The following is a 16860-nucleotide window of genomic DNA, read 5'->3' as shown; positions in this document are numbered from 1 at the left end:
ACCGCCCCCCGCGCGGGCGGGGCACGGCGGGCGCCAAGCCGCCGGCGGACGCCCCGGGGGTCGTGGAGCGCGCCCGGCCCGGCGCGGGCGAGCGGATCGCGGGCGCGCTGGAATCGGCCTGGCGGCCGGTCGCGCTGCTCGTGGCGTGCTTCGCCGCCTGGTGGGCGATCACCGCGTTCAAGCTGGTCGAGGCGTACCTGGTGCCCTCGCCCTGGACGACGCTGAAGCTGATGGGCGACAAGTGGGGCTACATCTGGCACCACACGTGGGTGACCACCTACGAGACCCTCATCGGCTTCGCGCTCGCGGTCGTCATCGGCGTCGCCGCCGCGGTGATCATGGTGTACTCCAGCACGGTCGAGCGCACCCTCTACCCGATCCTGCTGTTCGCGCAGGTCATCCCCAAGATCGCGATCGCGCCGCTGTTCGTGGTCTGGCTCGGCTTCGGCATCGGCCCCAAGATCGTCGTGGCGGTGCTGATCGCGTTCTTCCCGGTGGTGATCTCGATGGTCGCCGGGCTGAAGGCGGTCGACCCGGAGATGCTGCAGCTGTCGTCCACGATGGGCGCCGGCGCGTTCGCCACCTTCACCAAGATCCGGCTCCCGGCCTCGCTGCCGCACCTGTTCTCCGGCCTGAAGGTCGCCGTGACGCTCGCCGTCACCGGCGCCGTGGTCGGCGAGTTCGTCGGCGCGAACGAGGGCCTCGGCTACGTGATCCTGCAGGCCAACGGCAACATCGACACCCCGATGCTGTTCGCCGGGCTGCTCGTGATGTCCGCCATCGGCGTCGTGCTGTTCGTCGCCGTCGAGATCGCCGAGAAGCTGCTGCTCCCCTGGCACGCCAGCCGCCGCGGCGAAGCGGTCACCACCACCTACTGACCCGTGCCCGTCCCGCGACGGGCGCCTTCCCCACCCGCCTCCACGAACCGGCCGTCCGGCCGGGAGCTCACCCCACCCATGGAGGACCGTCCCCATGAAACTCCGCATACTCGCCGTCTCCGTCCTGGTCCCGGCCATGGCCCTGGCGGCCGCCGCCTGCGGCGGCGACTCCGGCGAGACCACCGGTGCCTCGGGCAAGAAGCTCAAGAAGGTCACCCTCACGCTGAACTGGTACCCCTACGGCGAGCACGCGCCGTTCTACTACGGCAAGAAGAAGGGCATCTACGAGAAGCACGGCATCGACCTGGAGATCAAGGCGGGCCAGGGCTCGCAGAAGACCGTCCAGGCCACCGGCGCCGGGCAGACCGACTTCGGCTGGGCCGACACCCCGGCGCTGCTCGCCGCCGTCGACAAGGGCATGCCGATCAAGAGCATCGGGGTGTTCCTGCAGACCACGCCCGCGTCGGTGCAGGCCTTCAGCAGCAAGAACCTCAAGGCCCCCGCCGACCTGAAGGGCAAGAAGATCGCGATCACCGCGGGCGACGCGCTGTCGCGCACGTTCCCGGTGTTCCTGAAGAAGAACGGGCTGTCGGAGAGCGACGTCCCGCTGCAGAACACCGACCCCGCCGGGAAGATCGCCGCGGTCATCTCCGGCAAGGCCGACGGCCTCGTCGGGTTCGCCAACGACCAGGGCCCCACGGTCGCGAACAAGTCCGGCAAGCCGGTCTCGTACCTGCGCTACTCCGACTTCGGGGTCAACTTCTTCTCCAACGGCCTGCTCGTCGGCGAGCGGAAGCTCAAGAGCGACAAGGACCTGGTCAAGGACATGGTCGCCGCCACCAGCGAGGCCTGGACGGCCGCCGAGGCCGACCCGGCCGGCGCGGTCGCGAGCATGGCCGGCGCGTCCGAGCAGCTCCCGCCGACGCCGGTCGTCGCCGAGCAGTTCAAGACCACGCTCACGCTGCTGCACACGCAGGCGACGCAGGGCAAGGCGCCGGGCGTCAACACCGAGGACGACTGGAAGCAGACGATCACGCTGTTCCAGCAGACCGGGGTCATCGGCAAGGCCGAGGCGCCGTCGACGTACTGGTCGCCGCAGCTGGCGGCGCAGGGATGAGCGGACGGGCGATGACGACCATGAGCCAACCGGGCAAGGCCGCGGCGGACCAGGCGTCCGCCGTCGGGATCGACGAGGTGGCCGTCCGGTTCCGCAGCAAGAAGCGCGACGTCACCGCGCTGCGCGAGGTGTCGCTGGACGTCCCGATGGGGGAGTTCGTCGCGATCGTCGGGCCGTCCGGCTGCGGCAAGTCGACGCTGCTGAAGCTCGTCGCGGGGCTGCTCAAGCCGTCCACCGGCACCGTCCGGCTGCGCGGCGAGCAGGTCGCGGGGCCGCGCGCCGACATCGGCTACGTGTTCCAGCGGGCCGCGCTGCTGGAGTGGCGCAGCGCCCGCAAGAACATCCTGCTCCAGGCGGAGATGCGCAAGATGCCCGCCGAGCAGGCGCGGCGGCGCACCGCCGAGCTGATGGAGATGACCGGGCTGACCGGCTTCGAGGACGCGCTGCCGCACGAGCTGTCCGGCGGCATGCAGCAGCGGGTCGCGCTGTGCCGGGCGCTGCTGCACGAGCCGCCCGTCCTGCTGATGGACGAGCCGTTCGGCGCGCTCGACGCGCTCACCCGCGAGCAGCTCAACATCGAGATGAACCGGATCTGGCGGGAGACCGGCACGACGGTCCTGCTCGTCACGCACTCGGTCGCCGAGGCCGCGTACCTGGCGAACCGGGTCGTGGTGATGACCGACAGGCCCGGCACGATCGCCGAGGTCATCGACGTGGACCTGCCCGCGGAGCGGGACTACGCCGAGACCATGGCGCAGCCGGAGTTCGCCCGCGTCACCGGCCGCATCCGCAAGCTCCTCGGCGCCGGCGCGGCGCTCGACTAGGCACGCCTCTACACAAGGCTGGGAAGGAACGGGATGGCACGCAAGTCCATCGGGATCGTCATGAACGGCGTGACCGGCCGGATGGGATACCGGCAGCACCTCCTGCGCTCGATCCTCGCGATCCGCGAGCAGGGCGGGCTGCGGCTGGCGGACGGCACCGACCTGTGGCCGGAGCCGGTGCTGGTCGGCCGGTCGGAGGCGAAGCTGCGCGACCTCGCCGCGCGGCACGGGCTGGACGCCTGGACGACGGACCTGGACGAGGCGCTGGCCCGTCCGGACACCGAGGTCTACTTCGACGCGCAGGTCACGAGCGCGCGCGTCGAGGCGATCCGCACGGCGGTCGCGGCCGGGAAGCACGTCTACACCGAGAAGCCGCTCGCCGACGACCTGGACGGCGCGCTCGCGCTCGCGCGGCTCGCCGACGAGGCGGGCATCAAGCACGGCGTGGTGCAGGACAAGCTGTTCCTGCCGGGCCTGCTGAAGCTGAAGCGGCTGATCGACGGCGGCTTCTTCGGCCGCATCCTGTCGGTGCGCGGCGAGTTCGGCTACTGGGTGTTCGAGGGCGACTGGCAGGAGGCGCAGCGGCCGTCCTGGAACTACCGGGCCGAGGACGGCGGCGGGATCATCCTCGACATGTTCTGCCACTGGCGGTACGTGCTCGACGCGATCGCGCAGGTCAGGTCGGTGCAGGCGCTCGGCGCGACGCACGTCCCCGAGCGGGTGGACGAGGACGGCAAGCCGTACGAGGCGACCGCCGACGACGCCGCGTACGGGATCTTCGAGCTGGACGGCGGGATCGTCGCGCAGATCAACTCGTCGTGGACGACCCGGGTGTTCCGCGACGAGCTGGTGGAGTTCCAGGTCGACGGGACGGAGGGGTCGGCGGTCGCGGGGCTGCGGCGCTGCCGCGTCCAGCACCGGTCGATGACGCCGAAGCCGGTGTGGAACCCGGACCTGCCGGCGACGGAGGACTTCCGCTCGCAGTGGCAGGAGATCCCCGACAACACCGAGTTCGACAACGGCTTCAAGACGCAGTGGGAGATGTTCCTGCGGCACGTCGCCGAGGACGCGCCGTTCGAGTGGGACTTCTACGCGGGGGCGCGCGGGGTGCAGCTCGCGGAGCTGGGGCTGCAGGCGTGGCGCGAGGGGCGCCGCCTCGAGGTGCCGGAGCTGCGGCGATGAAGATCGAGCTGCCGGAGCCGGACGGGACGCTCGTCCCGTACACGATGGGCGAGCCGCGCTCCTATCCCCCGCCGCCGGGGCCGGCGTCGTCGCGGGTGGCGTACGCCGCCGCCCATGTGGTCGCCGATCCGTACGGCGACTCGCTGGACTGGGACGCGACGCTGGCGTTCCGCCGCCACCTGTGGTCGTACGGGCTGGGCGTCGCGGAGGCGATGGACACGGCGCAGCGCGGGATGGGGCTGGACTGGGCGACGACCCGGGAGCTCATCGTGCGCAGCAGTGAGGAAGCGCTTTCAGAAGGCGGCCGGATCGTCTGCGGAGCGGGCACCGACCAGCTCCCGCCCGTCCCCGCCACGCTGGACCAGATCACCGCCGCGTACGAGGAGCAGCTCGGCGTCATCGAGGGCGCCGGGGCCGTCCCGGTGCTGATGGCGAGCCGCCACCTCGCCGCCGCCGCGCGCGGTCCGGAGGACTACGCGGCGGTGTACGGGCGGCTGCTGCCGCAGCTGCGGAACCCGGCCGTCCTGCACTGGCTCGGCCCGATGTTCGACCCGGCACTGGAGGGCTACTGGGGCTCGTCCGACCTGGACGCCGCCGCCGACGCGGTCCTGGCGCTGATCAGCGAGCACGCCGCGGCCGTCGACGGCGTCAAGATCTCGCTGCTGGACGCCGGCCGGGAGATCGCGTTCCGGCGGCGCCTGCCGGCCGGCGTCCGCCTCTACACCGGCGACGACTTCAACTACCCGGAGCTGATCAAGGGCGACGCCGAGGGGCACAGCGACGCGCTGCTCGGCGTCTTCGACCCGATCGCCCCGGCGGCCGCCGCCGCGCTGCACGCCCTCGACCAGGGCTCGGACGCCTACGACGAGATCTTCGCGCCGACCCTGCCGCTCGCCCGGCACCTCTTCGAGGCCCCCACGTACTACTACAAGACCGGCGTCGTCTTCCTCGCCTGGCTGGCCGGGCACCAGCGGCACTTCCGGATGGTCGGCGGGCTGGAGTCGGCGCGGTCCGTCCCGCACCTGTCCCGGCTGTTCCGGCTCGCGGACGCGGCCGGGCTCCTGCCCGACCCGGACCTCGCCGCGACCCGGATGCGCGCCTGGCTGACCGTCCAAGGAGCCCTATGACCACGAGGTTCAGCCTCAACCAGTGGACGACCCGCCACTGGCCCATGCCCGACCTGCTCGCCGGCTGCGCGTCCGCCGGCGTGCACGGGGTCGGCCTCTGGCGCGAGCCCGTCGCCGAGTACGGCCTGGCCCGCACCGCCAAGCTCGTCCGCGACCACGGCCTCGCGGTCACGTCGCTGTGCCGCGGCGGCTTCTTCCAGAACCCGGACGCCCTGGACGACAACCGCCGCGCGATCGAGGAGGCCGCGGCGCTCGGCACCCCGGTCCTGTGCCTGGTCAGCGGCGGCCTGCCGGACGGCTCCCGGGACCTCGACGGCGCCCGGTCGCGGGTCGCGGACCTGCTCGCGGAGCTCGCGCCGTACGCGGGCGAGCACGGCGTCCAGCTCGCGCTCGAACCGCTGCACCCGATGTACTGCTCGGACCGGTGCGTCGTCTCGACCCTCGCCCAGGCCCTCGACCTGGCCGCGCCGTTCTCGCCGACCCAGGTCGGCGTCATGGTCGACACCTACCACCTGTGGTGGGACCCGGACGTGTGGGACGGCATCGCGCGCGCGGGCGCGGAGGGCCGGATCGCGCTGTTCCAGGTCGCCGACTGGGTGACGCCGCTGCCCGAGGGCGTCCTCACCGGGCGGGGCATGCTCGGCGACGGCCGCATCGAGCTGCGCCGGTTCCGCGAGGCCGTGGACGCCACCGGCTACACCGGCCCGGTCGAGGTCGAGATCTTCAACGACGAGCTCTGGGCGATGCCCGGTCCCGCCGCCCTGGACCTGGCCCTCTCCCGCTACGCCCAGCACGTCGCATGACGGCCCGGACCACGGTCCCCCGCGGCGAGCCGCCGCCATGACGGAGCGCGGAACGACGGCCCGCCGCACCTCGCCGGGGGGCGAGGGGCGGAGCTGGCGGGCGGCGTCGGGGGCGTGGCTCGGGATCGGGACGGCGCCGGGCGCGCTCGTCCTCGGCGCGCAGGTCGGCGGGCGGCACGGCGGCGCGCTGCCCGTGGTGGTCCTCGCCGCGGGCGGCGTCGTGATGACGGCGCTGCTCGCCGCGCAGGGACGGCTCGGCCTGCGCCCGCCCGCCGGCGAGGGCGCCGGCATGGCCGTCCTCGCGCCGCGCTACCTGCCGCCGGTCGCCGAGCGGGCGTTCACCGCGCTGCTCGCGGTCGCGATGGCCGGCTGGTTCGGCTTCAACGTCGGGCTCGGCGGCGCCGCGCTCGCCGCGCTCACCGGCCTTCCGGACGCGGCCGGGGCGGTGCTGCTGACCGTCCCGATCGTCGCGGTGCTGCTGGCCGGCGGCGGGCGGTGGAACGCGATCGCGGTCGCCACCACGCTCACCGCCATCGCGCTGATCGGGATCGTCGCGGTGCGGCTGCCGCCGCCCGCGTCGCCGGTGTCGTTCGCGCGGGACGGCCCGTCCGCCGGGCTGGCCGCCGACCTGGCCGGGTACATCGGCTACGTGTCGGTGTTCGCCGTGCGGGCGCCGGACTTCACCGCCGGGCTGCGCGGCCGCCGCGACCTCGCGGCGTGCGTCGCGCTGCTGGTCGGGCCGGCGCTGGCCGCGTCGGTGGTAGGCGCGGGCGTCGCGGCGGCGAGCGGGTCCACCGACGTCGTCGCGGTGCTGGCCGGGCCGGACGGGCTGCCCGCCGCGAACCTGTTCGTGGCCGCGTCGGTGATCGCGCCGACGTTCGCCGCCGTGCATTCCGGCGCCCTCGCCGTCCGCCGCTTCCTCCCGCCCGGCGGCCGGTTCGGCGGGCAGGTGTGGGGCGTGCTGGCGGTCGCGGTGCCCGGCGCGGTGCTCGCCGCGCTGCGCGTCGACCGGATGCTGCTCGACTGGCTGACGGTGCTGGCCGCCGCGCTGCCGGCGCTCGTCCCGCCGATGGCCGCCGAGGCGGCGCGGCGGAGGCGGGGGCGGCCCGCGAGGCCGGTCCGGACGTGGATCTGGGCGCCGGGCGCGGTGCTCGCCGTCGCGCTGACGCTGGCCGGGCACGCCGCGGCGGCGCCGGTCGGGCTCGCGGTGTCGGCGGCCGCGACGCTGGTCCACGCCTGGTCGGCGCGCGCCCGGCCGGCCTCCGGGATCCCGATCCGGCTCCGAATTCGTTCTTGACGGCGGGCGAGAGCCGGTCGTACGTTCGTGAAAGCGCTTCCAGAAAGCGCTTTCCAGCCACCCACCCCATCCCCCCACATTGGACGGCCGGAATGAAAAGACTGAGATGGTGCCTGCTGACGACCCTGGCGCTGCTCGCCGCCCTCATCACCGTGCTCCCGGCCGGTGCGCAGGCGCGTGACGACGCCCCGATCCTCGACCCCATCCCCGACGACCCCGCCCCGTCCGGCCTCGGCCTCGTCCTCAAAGAGGTCGCCCAGCTGCCCAAGTCGGAACCCTCCGCACCGCCCACCGACCCGCGGCTCCAGCGCTGGAACCGCATCAACTACGTCGGCGAGGTCCCCGACCACTCCGGCCGGCTCTACGTCCCGGACCTGAACGGCAACCTGTACCTGCTCGACAAGAAGACCGGGAAGTCGCACGTCTACCTCGACGTCAAGGCCGCCTTCCCCGACTTCTACTCCGCCGCCGGCCTCGGCCAGGGCTTCGGCTTCGTCGCGTTCGACCCCGGCTTCACGAAGAACGGGAAGTTCTACACCACGCACGTCGAGTCGGGCAACGCGCTCACGACCAAGACCCCCGACCTCACGCCGCAGCCGAAGACCGGCTACCACGGCGTCGTCGACGAGTGGACCGCCGACGACCCGAAGGCGCAGACCTTCCACGGCACCCACCGCGAGCTGCTGCGCATCGGCTTCGCCGGCCGCATCCACAACCTGCAGCAGATCGACTTCAACCCCAACGCCAAGCGCGGCGACGCCGACTACGGCAAGCTCTACATGTCCGTCGGCGACGGCGGCAACGGCAACGTCGGCGACAACGGCGGCGACCCGCAGAACCTCGGCGTCCCGCAGGGCAAGATCCTGCGGATCGACCCGTCCGGCAACAACTCCGCGAACGGCAAGTACGGCATCCCCGCCGACAACCCGTTCGCCGGCCAGTCCGGCAAGGTCGGCGAGATCTACGCCTACGGCATGCGCGACCCGCACCGGTTCAGCTGGGACACCGGCGGCACGCACCGCATGTTCCTCGCGCACATCGGCGAGCACGAGATCGAGTCGATCCACGAGGTGAAGGCCGGCGACAACATCGGCTGGAGCGAGCGCGAAGGCGCGTTCACCTTCCGCAAGGACGACCGCTGCCACCTGTACCCGCTGCCCGCCGACGACGCGAAGTACAACTACGACTACCCGGTCGCCGCGTACGACCACGACCCGCCCGCGAACTGGGACTGCTCCAGCGACACCGGGCACGCGATCTCCGGCGGCTACGTCTACCGCGGCTCCGCCCTGCCCGCCCTGCGCGGCAAGTACCTGTTCACCGACATCGTCGATGGCCGGCTCATGTACACCGAAGAGTCGGAGATGAAGCGGGACCCCGCCGGCAAGCACCGCGCCCAGATCTACTCGCTCGCGGCCTACGACACCAAGGGCAACCCCGTCACGATGAAGCAGCTCGCCGGCGACAACCGCGTCGACCTGCGCTACGGCTCCGACGCCAAGGGCGAGCCCTACCTGCTCGCCAAGGCCAACGGGAAGATCTGGAAGGTCGTCGGCACCAAGAGCTACGCCGGCTGCCGCCCGAACGACATCCGCGAGAGCCGCCTCATGTCGGCGGACAACTGGGCGCCCGTCACGCCGTCGAAGTGGCAGTTCCCCGGTAAGGAGGTCGTCCTCGCCGAGGAGGGGACCCAGCGGCCCGGCCCGCGCCGCCCCTTCGAGTACGCGGTGCTGAAGTCCGGCCCGGTGCTCGGCTCGTCCAAGATCGACGCCGAGGTGCGGCTCGACACCCCGGTCGACATCATCAACCGGGACGTCATCATCGTCTTCGGCTACCAGGACGACACGCACTTCTACTACACGCACCTGTCCACCGACAACAGCATCTACCCCCACAACGGCATCTTCGTCGTCAACGGCGCGGACCGGCTGCGCATCGACCAGCAGTGGAACGCCAACCGCTCGCACGGCGCCCCGCCGACCATCACCGACGCCGACTGGCACCGCGTCCGCGTCACCCACTGCGCCGACACCGGCGAGATCGCGGTCTACGTGGACGGCTCCACCCGTCCCGCCATGACCGCCCTCGACAAGACGTTCACGTCCGGGCGCGTCGGGTTCGGATCGTTCGACAACATCGGACGGCTCCGCGACCTGACCGTCCACGCGAACCCGGCACGGTAACGGCCACCCCGGGGCGGGCGGGCTCGCACCCGCCCGCCCCGGGGGCACCAGAAGGAGAACCCTCCATGCTGCTCCGCCGCCGCGTCACGGCCGCGACCGCCCTGCTCGGCGCGTCCGTCGTCGCCGCCTCGCTCGCCGCCCCGGCCCAGGCGTCCCCGGCCCCGGGCGTCGCCCCGTCCCTGAAGAAGAACCTCGTCTCCTACTACGACTTCGAGCACCCCGCCCGCGGGAACGCCGCGCAGGAACGCGACCTCGGCCGCTCCGGCACCACCATCGACCTCGTCAACGGCGGCGCCGCGATGCGCGTCCGGGACGGCGCGCGCCGGCACGCGATCCAACTCGGCCAGGTGAACCCGTCCACGGCCGGCAACGACGACTGGAAGGCCGGCGTCTACTCCGCGACCGGCGTCCCGTCCCTGCACGCGTTCAACGCCGTGCGCGGCGCGACCGTCGCGGGCTGGTTCAAGATGACCGGCACGAACCCGTCGCCCAACTCGGGCACCGCGAACCCGGACGACGTGTACAACGCGGTGGGCCTCATCGGCGTCCTCACCGGCGACTCCGACGGCCACGCCGTCCGCGCCCTGCTGGAGATCATCGATGTCTCCGGCACGCTCCGGCTCGTCGCGCTCGGCCGCCGCATCGACGGCGGCAGCTCGCAGACGTTCGCCGCGAACGAGGACTGGCGCACCCTCCTGCCGCAGAACACCTGGGTGCACCTCGCCGCGACGTTCGACTACGACACCGGCAAGATGTCCCTCTACAAGGACGGCGAGCCCCTCGACGGCTTCTACACCGTCTCGGGCGACCCGTGGAAGCTGCAGGGCACGCCGAGCCCGCACCTCGCGTCCGCCACCGACCCGCGCGGCATCAAGATCGGCGGCAGCTTCCCGCAGAACACCCGCGAGGCGAACCCCTGCAACTGCCGCATGGACGGCCTGATGTTCCTCGACCGCGCCATCACCCCGGAAGAGGCGCGCCTCCAGTACCGCATAGCCAAACGCTGACCCCCACCCCAAGGCCGCCGGTGCGCCCGCGCACCGGCGGCCCTGCCCTTTCCACCGCCTCGTCAGGGGCGCCAGCGGGTGGCGGTGAAGCCTTTCTTCTTGCCGAAGGCGAAGAGTACGTCGGGGGTGACGGCGAAGACGAGGCGCGGGCTTTCCAGGGCGGTGTCGGACGGGTCGTAGAACTCGCCGTCCCTGACGAACGGGTGCCACCACGGATACTTGGCCGGGAACAGGTCGGCGACCCGCCGCAGGTGGTCCGGGTCGCGGACCAGGTGGGCCGTGCCCTCGATGACGAGGTCGGCGTCGTCGCCGGGCACGGTGACGGCGCACCCCGCGTTCGAGGCGAGGTCGCGGGCCTTGCGGGTCTCGCGGCCGGTGGTGAAGCAGACGGCCCCGTCCAGCCAGACGCCGAGCACCGGGACGACGTGCGGACGGGCGCCCGGTCCCGACGTGGCGAGCAGGTAGGTCTCGTTGGCGGCCACCCGCGCCAGCGCGTCCTGCCAGGTGAGGGACGTCAGCGGCACGCCGTGGAGGCCGGCCGGCGGTTCGGCGGCGGGTTCCGTCATGGCAGCTCCTCGGGGTCGCTCGGTCTCCCGAGTATCACCGCGGCCGGTGGCGGAGGACAGCCTCGCGGGACGTAGGTTGGGCGCGGTTGATCACGCGAGGGGGGACGGAATGGGCGTCGCACTGTTCACGCTGGGCGGGACGATCGCGATGGCGGGGCACGGTCCCGCCCGGGACGGCGGGACGGTGGTGGCGCGGCTGACCGGCGCCGACCTGACGGCCGCCGTTCCCGGCCTGGCCGAGGTGGGCGTGCCGCTGGAGGCGCAGGACATCGAGGCCGTCCCGAGCGCCCAGCTGACGTTCGCGCGGATCCACGACCTGGTGCGGCGGGCGTCCGACGCGGTGCGGGCCGGGGCGGACGGCGTCGTGGTCACCCAGGGGACCGACACGCTGGAGGAGACGGCGTTCCTCGCCGACCTGCTGTGGCCCCATGACGAGCCGTTCGTGATGACGGGCGCGATGCGGAACCCGACGCTGGCGGGCCCCGACGGTCCGGCGAACCTGCTCGCCGCCGCGCACGTGGCCGTGGCGCCGGGGGCGCGCGGGCTGGGCGCGGTCGTGGTGCTGAACGACGAGATCCACGCGGCGCGGTGGGTGCGGAAGACGCACAGCGCCAGCACCCGGGCGTTCACGTCGCCGAACGCGGGTCCGATCGGGTCCGTCCACGAGGGACGGGTCGTCGTGCACGGCGGTGTGCCGCGCCGGAAGCCCGTCGAGGTGGACGCGGCGGCCCTCGCGGACGTGCGGGTGGGCCTTCACACCGTGGTCCTGGACGACGATCCGTCGACGCTGAACGCGGACGGGTGCGACGGGTTCGTCGTCGCGGGGTTCGGGGTGGGGCACGTGCCCGCGCCGTTCGCTCCGGTGCTCGGCGACCTGGCGGAGCGCATGCCGGTGGTGCTCGCGTCGCGGACGGGGGCGGGGCCGGTGCTGCGCAGCACCTATGGCGCGGCTGGGTCGGAGACCGACCTCCAGCGGCGCGGGCTCATCAACGGCGGGATGCTCGACCCCTACAAGGCGCGCGTCCTGCTGCGGGTGACGCTCGCCGCGGGCGCCGACCGGGACGGAGTCGCCGCCGCGTTCGCCGAACGCGCCTGACTACGCGGGCGCGAGGCGCAGGCCGGCGTCGGTCGCCGCGATCAGCGTCCCGTCGGTGGCCAGCGCCAGGTCGTTCACCCGGCCCGCCACGGGGACGCGGCGGGACGGCGTGACGGACGCGGCGTCCCACACCAGCAGGTCGTCGCCGGCCTCGGCGGCCACCAGGAAGCGGTCGCCGGCGACCGTGGCGGCGACGGCGCCGACGTCGCCCGGCGCGGGCAGCGCGACCGCGGGATCGCCGTCAAGGGTCTGGACGTGTACCTCCGCGCCGGACGGCTGGACGAGGAGCGGCGGGCCGTCCGGGCCCGGCGCCAGCACCGCGTGCGCGCCGGACGACGGCAGCGACGCGGCCTCCTCCTCGCGTTCCACGTCGAGGAGGCCGATGGTGCGCTCGGTGTCGCAGGCGACGCCGACGAGGGGCCCGCTCGCGGGCGTGGCGTGCAGGACCCAGCGGTCGATGGCGGTCCAGTGGCCGAGCCAGACGCCGAACTCGGCGAGGAGGCCGCCGGTGCGGGCGTCGAGGACGGCGACCCGCGCGTCGCTGGCCGGTCCGAAGACGGCGACGACGGCGCCGCGGCCGCCGTGGACGGCGAGCCCGAGCAGGTCGGGCTGCCCGTCGACGGTGAGCTCGCCGCCGGTGGACAGGTCGTGGACGTGCACGCGGTCGCGGTGCGTCCAGGCCACGACGGGCGCGCCGCCCGGCAGCAGCCCGAACGCCCATTCGGCGCGGTGGTCGGGGAAGTCGGGGATCGGCGGGCCGAGGGCGGTGCGGGTGCGCAGGTCCCAGGCCTGGCCGACGCCGGCGCCCTGGCCGGCCCGCGAGGTGAACGCCAGCGGCGGCCCGGCGGCCGTGGCGGCGACCCCGTCGAACGCTCCCTGCGCCAGCACGCTTTCGGGCATGCCCGGAAGGCTAGGGCACCGGCACGAGATCGTTCCGCGAACCGCGCGAAAACGCGGAGGCCGCCTCCGGGCGGGCGCGGGACCGTCGTCCGGTTGTTCGGCGGAGGACCGGATGATGCCGGTAGGTTCCTTGATCGTGGAGCCGATCGATCTGAGCCCCGTCGAGCGGCGCGTGTGGCGGGCGTTCCCCGCGGGGACGCCTCTCGACCTGCGGGACGGCGACGACGATCCCGAGCACGGCGGCGGCTGGGGCGCCTCGCGGACGCTCAGGGCGAGCGTGCTGCGCAAGCTGCTGCTGAGGCCGGCGGTCGACGGGGAGCTCGCGGCGCTGCGGGTGAACGGCGCGCGGATCACGGGGCGGCTGGACCTGCGGTACGCGACGATCCCGCATCCGGTGCGGCTGTCGGGCTGCCGGTTCGACGAGGAGCCGGAGCTGTACGGCGCGCACTTGCGGCAGCTGAACCTCAGCCGCTCGTTCCTGCCGGGCCTGGTGGCGCAGACCATCAGGATGGACGGGGTGCTGCGCCTCACCGAATGCCGCGTCCCCGGGCAGGTCCGGCTGGGCGGCGCGCGACTGGCTGGCGCCCTCTTCTTGGAGCGCGCGCGGCTCGGGGACGACGGCGCGCCGGAGGAGGTCCTGCACCTCAACCACTCCGTCATCGAGGACGACGTCTGGGCGCCCAGCCTCGAGGCACGCGGGCAGATCCGGCTGAACGGCGCGACCGTCGCGGGCATGGTGAACCTCAGGCAGGCCGTACTGCTGACTCCGGGCGGGCGGGCGTTCGACGGCGAGAACCTCAAGGTGGGGTCGGACGTGGTCGCCACCGGCGCGCGTTTCGACGGCGAGGTGAGCGTGCGCGGCGCGGCGATCCCCGGGCTGCTGGTGCTGACGCAGGCGCGGCTGTCGGACGCGACCTGCGCGCTGCGGGCGACGAGCGCGGTCATCGGCGAGGTGTGGCTGCGGGACGCGCGGGTCGACGGGACGGCGAACCTGCTGCGCGGGCGGTTCGGGCTGCTGCACGCGGCGCCCGACGCGTTCGGCGGCACGGTGTGGCTGGACGGGCTGACGTACGGCCTGCTCACGCCGCGGCTCCCGGCGAAGGCCCGCATCGCGACGCTGGAGCGGGACGAGGAGGGCTACGTCCCGCACGCGTACGAGCAGCTCGCCGCCTCCTACCGGCAGGCGGGCGACGACCGGGCGGCGCGGAACGTCCTGCTGGCGAAGCAGCGCCGGCACCGGTCGACGCGGCCCCGGTACGCGCGGCTGTGGGGGTACCTGCAGGACGTGACGGTCGGGTACGGGTTCCGGCCGCTGTGGGCGGCGGCGTGGCTGGCCGGGCTGCTCGCGGTGGGCACGGCGGTGTTCGGGCCGCATCCGCCCGCGCCGCTGAAGGCGGACGAGCATCCGCCGTTCAACGCGCTGTTCTACACGCTGGACCTGCTGCTGCCCATCATCGACTTCGGGCAGGAGAAGGCGTTCAAGCCCGCCGGCTGGCACCAGTGGCTCGCCTACGGGCTGGTCATCGCGGGCTGGGTGCTCGCGACGACGATCGCCGCCGGGATCACCCGGACGCTCAGCCGCCAGTGACCTCGCGGACGCTCGGCCGGCGGTGTACCTCGGGGAGGCTCAGCCCGCGGTGACCTCGCGGAGCCGGGCGGCGGCGGCCTCCGGCGGGACGTCGTTGATCCACGCCGCCATCCCCGACTCCGACCCCGCCAGGTACTTGATCTTGTCGGGGGCGCGCCGGATGGAGAACAGCTCCAGGTGCAGCCGGACGAGGTCGCGGCCCTCGCCGGTCGGCGCCTGGTGCCAGCCCGCGACGTACGGGAGCGGCGCGTCGTACAGGGCGTCGCAGCGGCGGAGCAGGTCGCGGTAGAGGACGGCCAGCTCGTCGCGTTCGGCGGTGTCGAGGGCGGCGAAGTCGGGGACGTGCCGGTGCGGCATCAGGTGGACCTCGACGGGCCAGCGCGCCGCGGCGGGGACGTAGGCCGTCCAGTGCTCGCCCGGCAGCACCACCCGGCTGCCCGCGCGCTCGGCCTTCAGCACGTCGTCGAACAGGCCGGGCCGCCGGGCCGCCATGGCGAGCATGCGCTCGGTCCGCGGCGTGACGAACGGGTACGCGTAGATCTGGCCGTGCGGGTGGTGCAGCGTCACGCCGATCTCGACGCCGCGGTTCTCGAACGCGAACACCTGCCGGACGGTCGGGATCTCCGACAGCTCGGCGGTGCGGTCGGCCCACGCGTCGATGACCGTCCGGACGCGGGACACCGGCAGGTCCGTCATCGCGGCGGTGTGGTCGTCGGTGAAGCAGACGACCTCGCAGCGTCCCGCGCCGGGGAACCGCTCGAACACCTCGGCGCCGTCGACCGCCGGCGGCACCGCCGGGGTGCGGGTGTCGAAGGACGGGAACCGGTTCTCGAAGACGGCGACGTCGTAGGAGTCGTCGGGGATCTCCGAGGCGGGGCCGCCGGGGCACAGCGGGCACTGGTCGGGCGGCGGCAGGAACGTGCGCGTGTTGCGGTGCGCGGTGACCGTGACGTGGTCGCCGGTCAGCGGGTCGCGGCGGACCTCGCACACCGGCTCGACGGGCGGCAGGCCGCGCGGGTCGGGAACGGGGACCCGTCCGGGGGTCTCGTCGTAGTAGACGAGTTCGCGGCCGTCGGAGAGCCGCGCGCGTGTCCGGTGCATCGCCCGCAGCCTACCGGGCCGCGGCGCCGGCCGTCTCCGCCTGGTGCACCGCCAGCAGGTGCCTCACCAGCGTCGTCAGCACCTCCTTGCCGGACGCGCGCTCGCGGACGTCGCACAGCACGATCGGGGTGGTGTCGCTCAGGTCGAGGGCCTCGCGGATCTCGTCCTCGGTGTAGTCGTAGCCGTCGTCGAACATGTTGACGGCGATGACGAACGGGAGCCCGCGGTTCTCGAAGTAGTCGACGGCGGGGAAGCAGTCGGCGAGGCGGCGGGTGTCGGCGAGGACGACCGCGCCGAGCGCCCCGTACGACAGCTCGTCCCACATGAACCAGAAGCGGTCCTGGCCCGGGGTGCCGAACAGGTAGAGGACGAGGCCGTCGCGGATGGTGATGCGGCCGAAGTCCATCGCGACGGTCGTGGTGGTCTTCTGCTCGACGCCCTCGGTGTCGTCGACGCCGACGCCCCGGTCGGTGAGCAGCTCCTCGGTCTGCAGCGGGCGGATCTCGCTGACGGCGCCGACGAGCGTCGTCTTGCCGACCCCGAAGCCGCCGGCGACGAGGATCTTCACCGCGATGGGCGCGGCGGGCGCCGGGGCCGCGGCTTCAGAGGGCTTGGAGACCATGCAGCACTTCCCTGAGCAGGCGTTCCTTGGAGAGGGTGCTCTCCTGTTGTTGCGGGCGGGTGACGGTGATGAGCCGGTGGTGCAGCAGGTCGCCGAGCAGCACCCGGACGACGACGAGCGGCAGCCGGATCCGGGCGGCGATCTCGGCGACCGGCTGCGGCTGCAGGCACATCTCCAGGATGTCCAGGTGCTCGGGGCCGATGCCGGGCGACCCGGAGCGGGGCCGCGCCGCGGTCGCGACGATCGTGATCATGTCGAACGCCTCGGCCGTGGCGGGCCTGGCGCGCCCGCGGGTGAGCGCGTACGACCGGACGATCGGCCCGGCCTCGTCATCGAGCCATTCGCTCCCAGGACCGCTCATGCGGGGTCACGAGTCCTCGGTGTCGAGGGTCTCGGCGCGGCCGCGCCGGGTGCCCTGCTGGATGGACGACATCATCGAGCGCAGCTCCTCGGGGGTGCGGCCGGCGCGCGGCGCGGGCTCGGGCGCGGGCCCGGCGGCCGGCTCGTCGCGCAGCTGCGCGGCCATGTTCTCCTGCCGGACGCGCTTCGGCAGCGCCGGCCGGTCGCCG

Annotated in this window: 17 protein-coding genes; 11 read left to right on the top strand and 6 right to left on the bottom strand. The window is 73.5% G+C overall.

Going from position 1 to position 16860, the window contains the following annotated elements:
* Positions 1-62: 62 nt before the first annotated feature.
* The 9 genes from F9B16_RS40110 to F9B16_RS40070 all read left to right on the top strand — a co-directional run bounded on the left by F9B16_RS40110 (position 63) and on the right by F9B16_RS40070 (position 10418).
* Complete coding sequence (locus F9B16_RS40110) at positions 63-878, top strand: ABC transporter permease (protein WP_151545504.1); 816 nt, start codon at positions 63-65, stop codon at positions 876-878.
* A 94-nt stretch (positions 879-972) separates the two neighbouring features.
* Positions 973-1995 (top strand): ABC transporter substrate-binding protein, encoded by a 1023-nt coding sequence (locus F9B16_RS40105; protein ID WP_151545503.1) that lies wholly within the window; start codon positions 973-975, stop codon positions 1993-1995.
* Positions 1996-2006: 11 nt separating this feature from the next.
* Positions 2007-2819 (top strand): ABC transporter ATP-binding protein, encoded by an 813-nt coding sequence (locus F9B16_RS40100; RefSeq protein WP_151545502.1) that lies wholly within the window; start codon positions 2007-2009, stop codon positions 2817-2819.
* 33 nt (positions 2820-2852) lie between these two features.
* Positions 2853-4001, top strand: coding sequence for a Gfo/Idh/MocA family protein (locus F9B16_RS40095; RefSeq protein ID WP_151545501.1), 1149 nt, complete (start codon positions 2853-2855; stop codon positions 3999-4001).
* Positions 3998-5128, top strand: coding sequence for a dihydrodipicolinate synthase family protein (locus F9B16_RS40090; protein ID WP_151545500.1), 1131 nt, complete (start codon positions 3998-4000; stop codon positions 5126-5128). Before F9B16_RS40095 ends, F9B16_RS40090 begins: the two co-directional genes overlap by 4 nt.
* Positions 5125-5931, top strand: coding sequence for a sugar phosphate isomerase/epimerase family protein (locus tag F9B16_RS40085; RefSeq protein WP_151545499.1), 807 nt, complete (start codon positions 5125-5127; stop codon positions 5929-5931). Before F9B16_RS40090 ends, F9B16_RS40085 begins: the two co-directional genes overlap by 4 nt.
* Before the next feature lie 37 nt (positions 5932-5968).
* The gene (locus F9B16_RS40080; RefSeq protein WP_151545498.1) at positions 5969-7228 is read left to right on the top strand and encodes a hypothetical protein; all 1260 of its coding nucleotides are present in this window, start codon (positions 5969-5971) and stop codon (positions 7226-7228) included.
* 92 nt (positions 7229-7320) lie between these two features.
* Positions 7321-9411 (top strand): PQQ-dependent sugar dehydrogenase, encoded by a 2091-nt coding sequence (locus F9B16_RS40075; protein WP_151545497.1) that lies wholly within the window; start codon positions 7321-7323, stop codon positions 9409-9411.
* A gap of 65 nt (positions 9412-9476) precedes the next feature.
* The gene (locus F9B16_RS40070) at positions 9477-10418 is read left to right on the top strand and encodes a LamG-like jellyroll fold domain-containing protein (RefSeq protein WP_151545496.1); all 942 of its coding nucleotides are present in this window, start codon (positions 9477-9479) and stop codon (positions 10416-10418) included.
* Positions 10419-10480: 62 nt separating this feature from the next.
* Here F9B16_RS40070 and F9B16_RS40065 read toward each other — a convergent pair whose 3' ends face one another.
* Positions 10481-10984 carry a pyridoxamine 5'-phosphate oxidase family protein gene (locus F9B16_RS40065; RefSeq protein ID WP_151545495.1) on the bottom strand — a complete coding sequence of 168 codons (504 nt, stop codon included), beginning with the start codon at positions 10982-10984 and terminating at the stop codon, positions 10481-10483.
* A gap of 109 nt (positions 10985-11093) precedes the next feature.
* On the opposite strand from F9B16_RS40065, the gene F9B16_RS40060 reads away from it, so the two are divergent.
* Complete coding sequence (locus tag F9B16_RS40060) at positions 11094-12080, top strand: asparaginase (protein ID WP_151545494.1); 987 nt, start codon at positions 11094-11096, stop codon at positions 12078-12080.
* Here the strand turns inward: F9B16_RS40060 and F9B16_RS40055 are convergent, their stop codons facing one another.
* Positions 12081-12980: a hypothetical protein gene (locus F9B16_RS40055; RefSeq protein ID WP_151545493.1), complete on the bottom strand. Its 900-nt coding sequence runs from the start codon at positions 12978-12980 to the stop codon at positions 12081-12083.
* 136 nt (positions 12981-13116) lie between these two features.
* Here F9B16_RS40055 and F9B16_RS40050 point away from each other — a divergent pair, with 136 nt between their 5' ends.
* Complete coding sequence (locus tag F9B16_RS40050; RefSeq protein WP_151545492.1) at positions 13117-14568, top strand: membrane-associated oxidoreductase; 1452 nt, start codon at positions 13117-13119, stop codon at positions 14566-14568.
* 39 nt (positions 14569-14607) lie between these two features.
* Here the strand turns inward: F9B16_RS40050 and galT are convergent, their stop codons facing one another.
* The 4 genes from galT to F9B16_RS51615 form a co-directional block, all read right to left on the bottom strand.
* Positions 14608-15669, bottom strand: coding sequence for a galactose-1-phosphate uridylyltransferase (galT, locus tag F9B16_RS40045; protein WP_151545491.1), 1062 nt, complete (start codon positions 15667-15669; stop codon positions 14608-14610).
* 10 nt (positions 15670-15679) lie between these two features.
* Positions 15680-16291 carry a GTP-binding protein gene (locus tag F9B16_RS40040; RefSeq protein ID WP_151545490.1) on the bottom strand — a complete coding sequence of 204 codons (612 nt, stop codon included), beginning with the start codon at positions 16289-16291 and terminating at the stop codon, positions 15680-15682.
* Positions 16272-16652, bottom strand: coding sequence for a DUF742 domain-containing protein (locus F9B16_RS40035; protein ID WP_151545489.1), 381 nt, complete (start codon positions 16650-16652; stop codon positions 16272-16274). The genes F9B16_RS40040 and F9B16_RS40035 overlap by 20 nt, the downstream gene beginning before the upstream one ends.
* A 6-nt stretch (positions 16653-16658) precedes the next feature.
* Positions 16659-16860 (bottom strand): hypothetical protein (locus F9B16_RS51615; RefSeq protein WP_192809218.1); only part of this gene is annotated, 202 nt, incomplete at its 5' end.

It is taken from the genome of Actinomadura montaniterrae, from assembly GCF_008923365.1.
Taxonomy (GTDB): Bacteria; Actinomycetota; Actinomycetes; order Streptosporangiales; family Streptosporangiaceae; genus Spirillospora; species Spirillospora montaniterrae.
The sequence above is the reverse complement of the archived record's forward strand: the minus strand, read 5'-3'. Positions and strand labels throughout refer to the sequence as shown.

What these genes read in the sequence shown, in the direction of transcription:
- F9B16_RS40080 (WP_151545498.1), top strand. Translation starts at nt 5,969, where the DNA reads ATGACGGAGCGCGGAACGACGGCCCGCCGCACCTCGCCGGGGGGCGAG.
- F9B16_RS40085 (WP_151545499.1), top strand. Translation starts at nt 5,125, where the DNA reads ATGACCACGAGGTTCAGCCTCAACCAGTGGACGACCCGCCACTGGCCC.
- F9B16_RS40040 (WP_151545490.1), bottom strand. Translation starts at nt 16,291, where the DNA reads ATGGTCTCCAAGCCCTCTGAAGCCGCGGCCCCGGCGCCCGCCGCGCCC.
- F9B16_RS40105 (WP_151545503.1), top strand. Translation starts at nt 973, where the DNA reads ATGAAACTCCGCATACTCGCCGTCTCCGTCCTGGTCCCGGCCATGGCC.
- F9B16_RS40070 (WP_151545496.1), top strand. Translation starts at nt 9,477, where the DNA reads ATGCTGCTCCGCCGCCGCGTCACGGCCGCGACCGCCCTGCTCGGCGCG.
- F9B16_RS40100 (WP_151545502.1), top strand. Translation starts at nt 2,007, where the DNA reads ATGACGACCATGAGCCAACCGGGCAAGGCCGCGGCGGACCAGGCGTCC.
- F9B16_RS40065 (WP_151545495.1), bottom strand. Translation starts at nt 10,984, where the DNA reads ATGACGGAACCCGCCGCCGAACCGCCGGCCGGCCTCCACGGCGTGCCG.
- F9B16_RS40060 (WP_151545494.1), top strand. Translation starts at nt 11,094, where the DNA reads ATGGGCGTCGCACTGTTCACGCTGGGCGGGACGATCGCGATGGCGGGG.
- F9B16_RS40035 (WP_151545489.1), bottom strand. Translation starts at nt 16,652, where the DNA reads ATGAGCGGTCCTGGGAGCGAATGGCTCGATGACGAGGCCGGGCCGATC.
- F9B16_RS40095 (WP_151545501.1), top strand. Translation starts at nt 2,853, where the DNA reads ATGGCACGCAAGTCCATCGGGATCGTCATGAACGGCGTGACCGGCCGG.
- galT (WP_151545491.1), bottom strand. Translation starts at nt 15,669, where the DNA reads ATGCACCGGACACGCGCGCGGCTCTCCGACGGCCGCGAACTCGTCTAC.
- F9B16_RS40055 (WP_151545493.1), bottom strand. Translation starts at nt 12,980, where the DNA reads ATGCCCGAAAGCGTGCTGGCGCAGGGAGCGTTCGACGGGGTCGCCGCC.
- F9B16_RS40075 (WP_151545497.1), top strand. Translation starts at nt 7,321, where the DNA reads ATGAAAAGACTGAGATGGTGCCTGCTGACGACCCTGGCGCTGCTCGCC.
- F9B16_RS40090 (WP_151545500.1), top strand. Translation starts at nt 3,998, where the DNA reads ATGAAGATCGAGCTGCCGGAGCCGGACGGGACGCTCGTCCCGTACACG.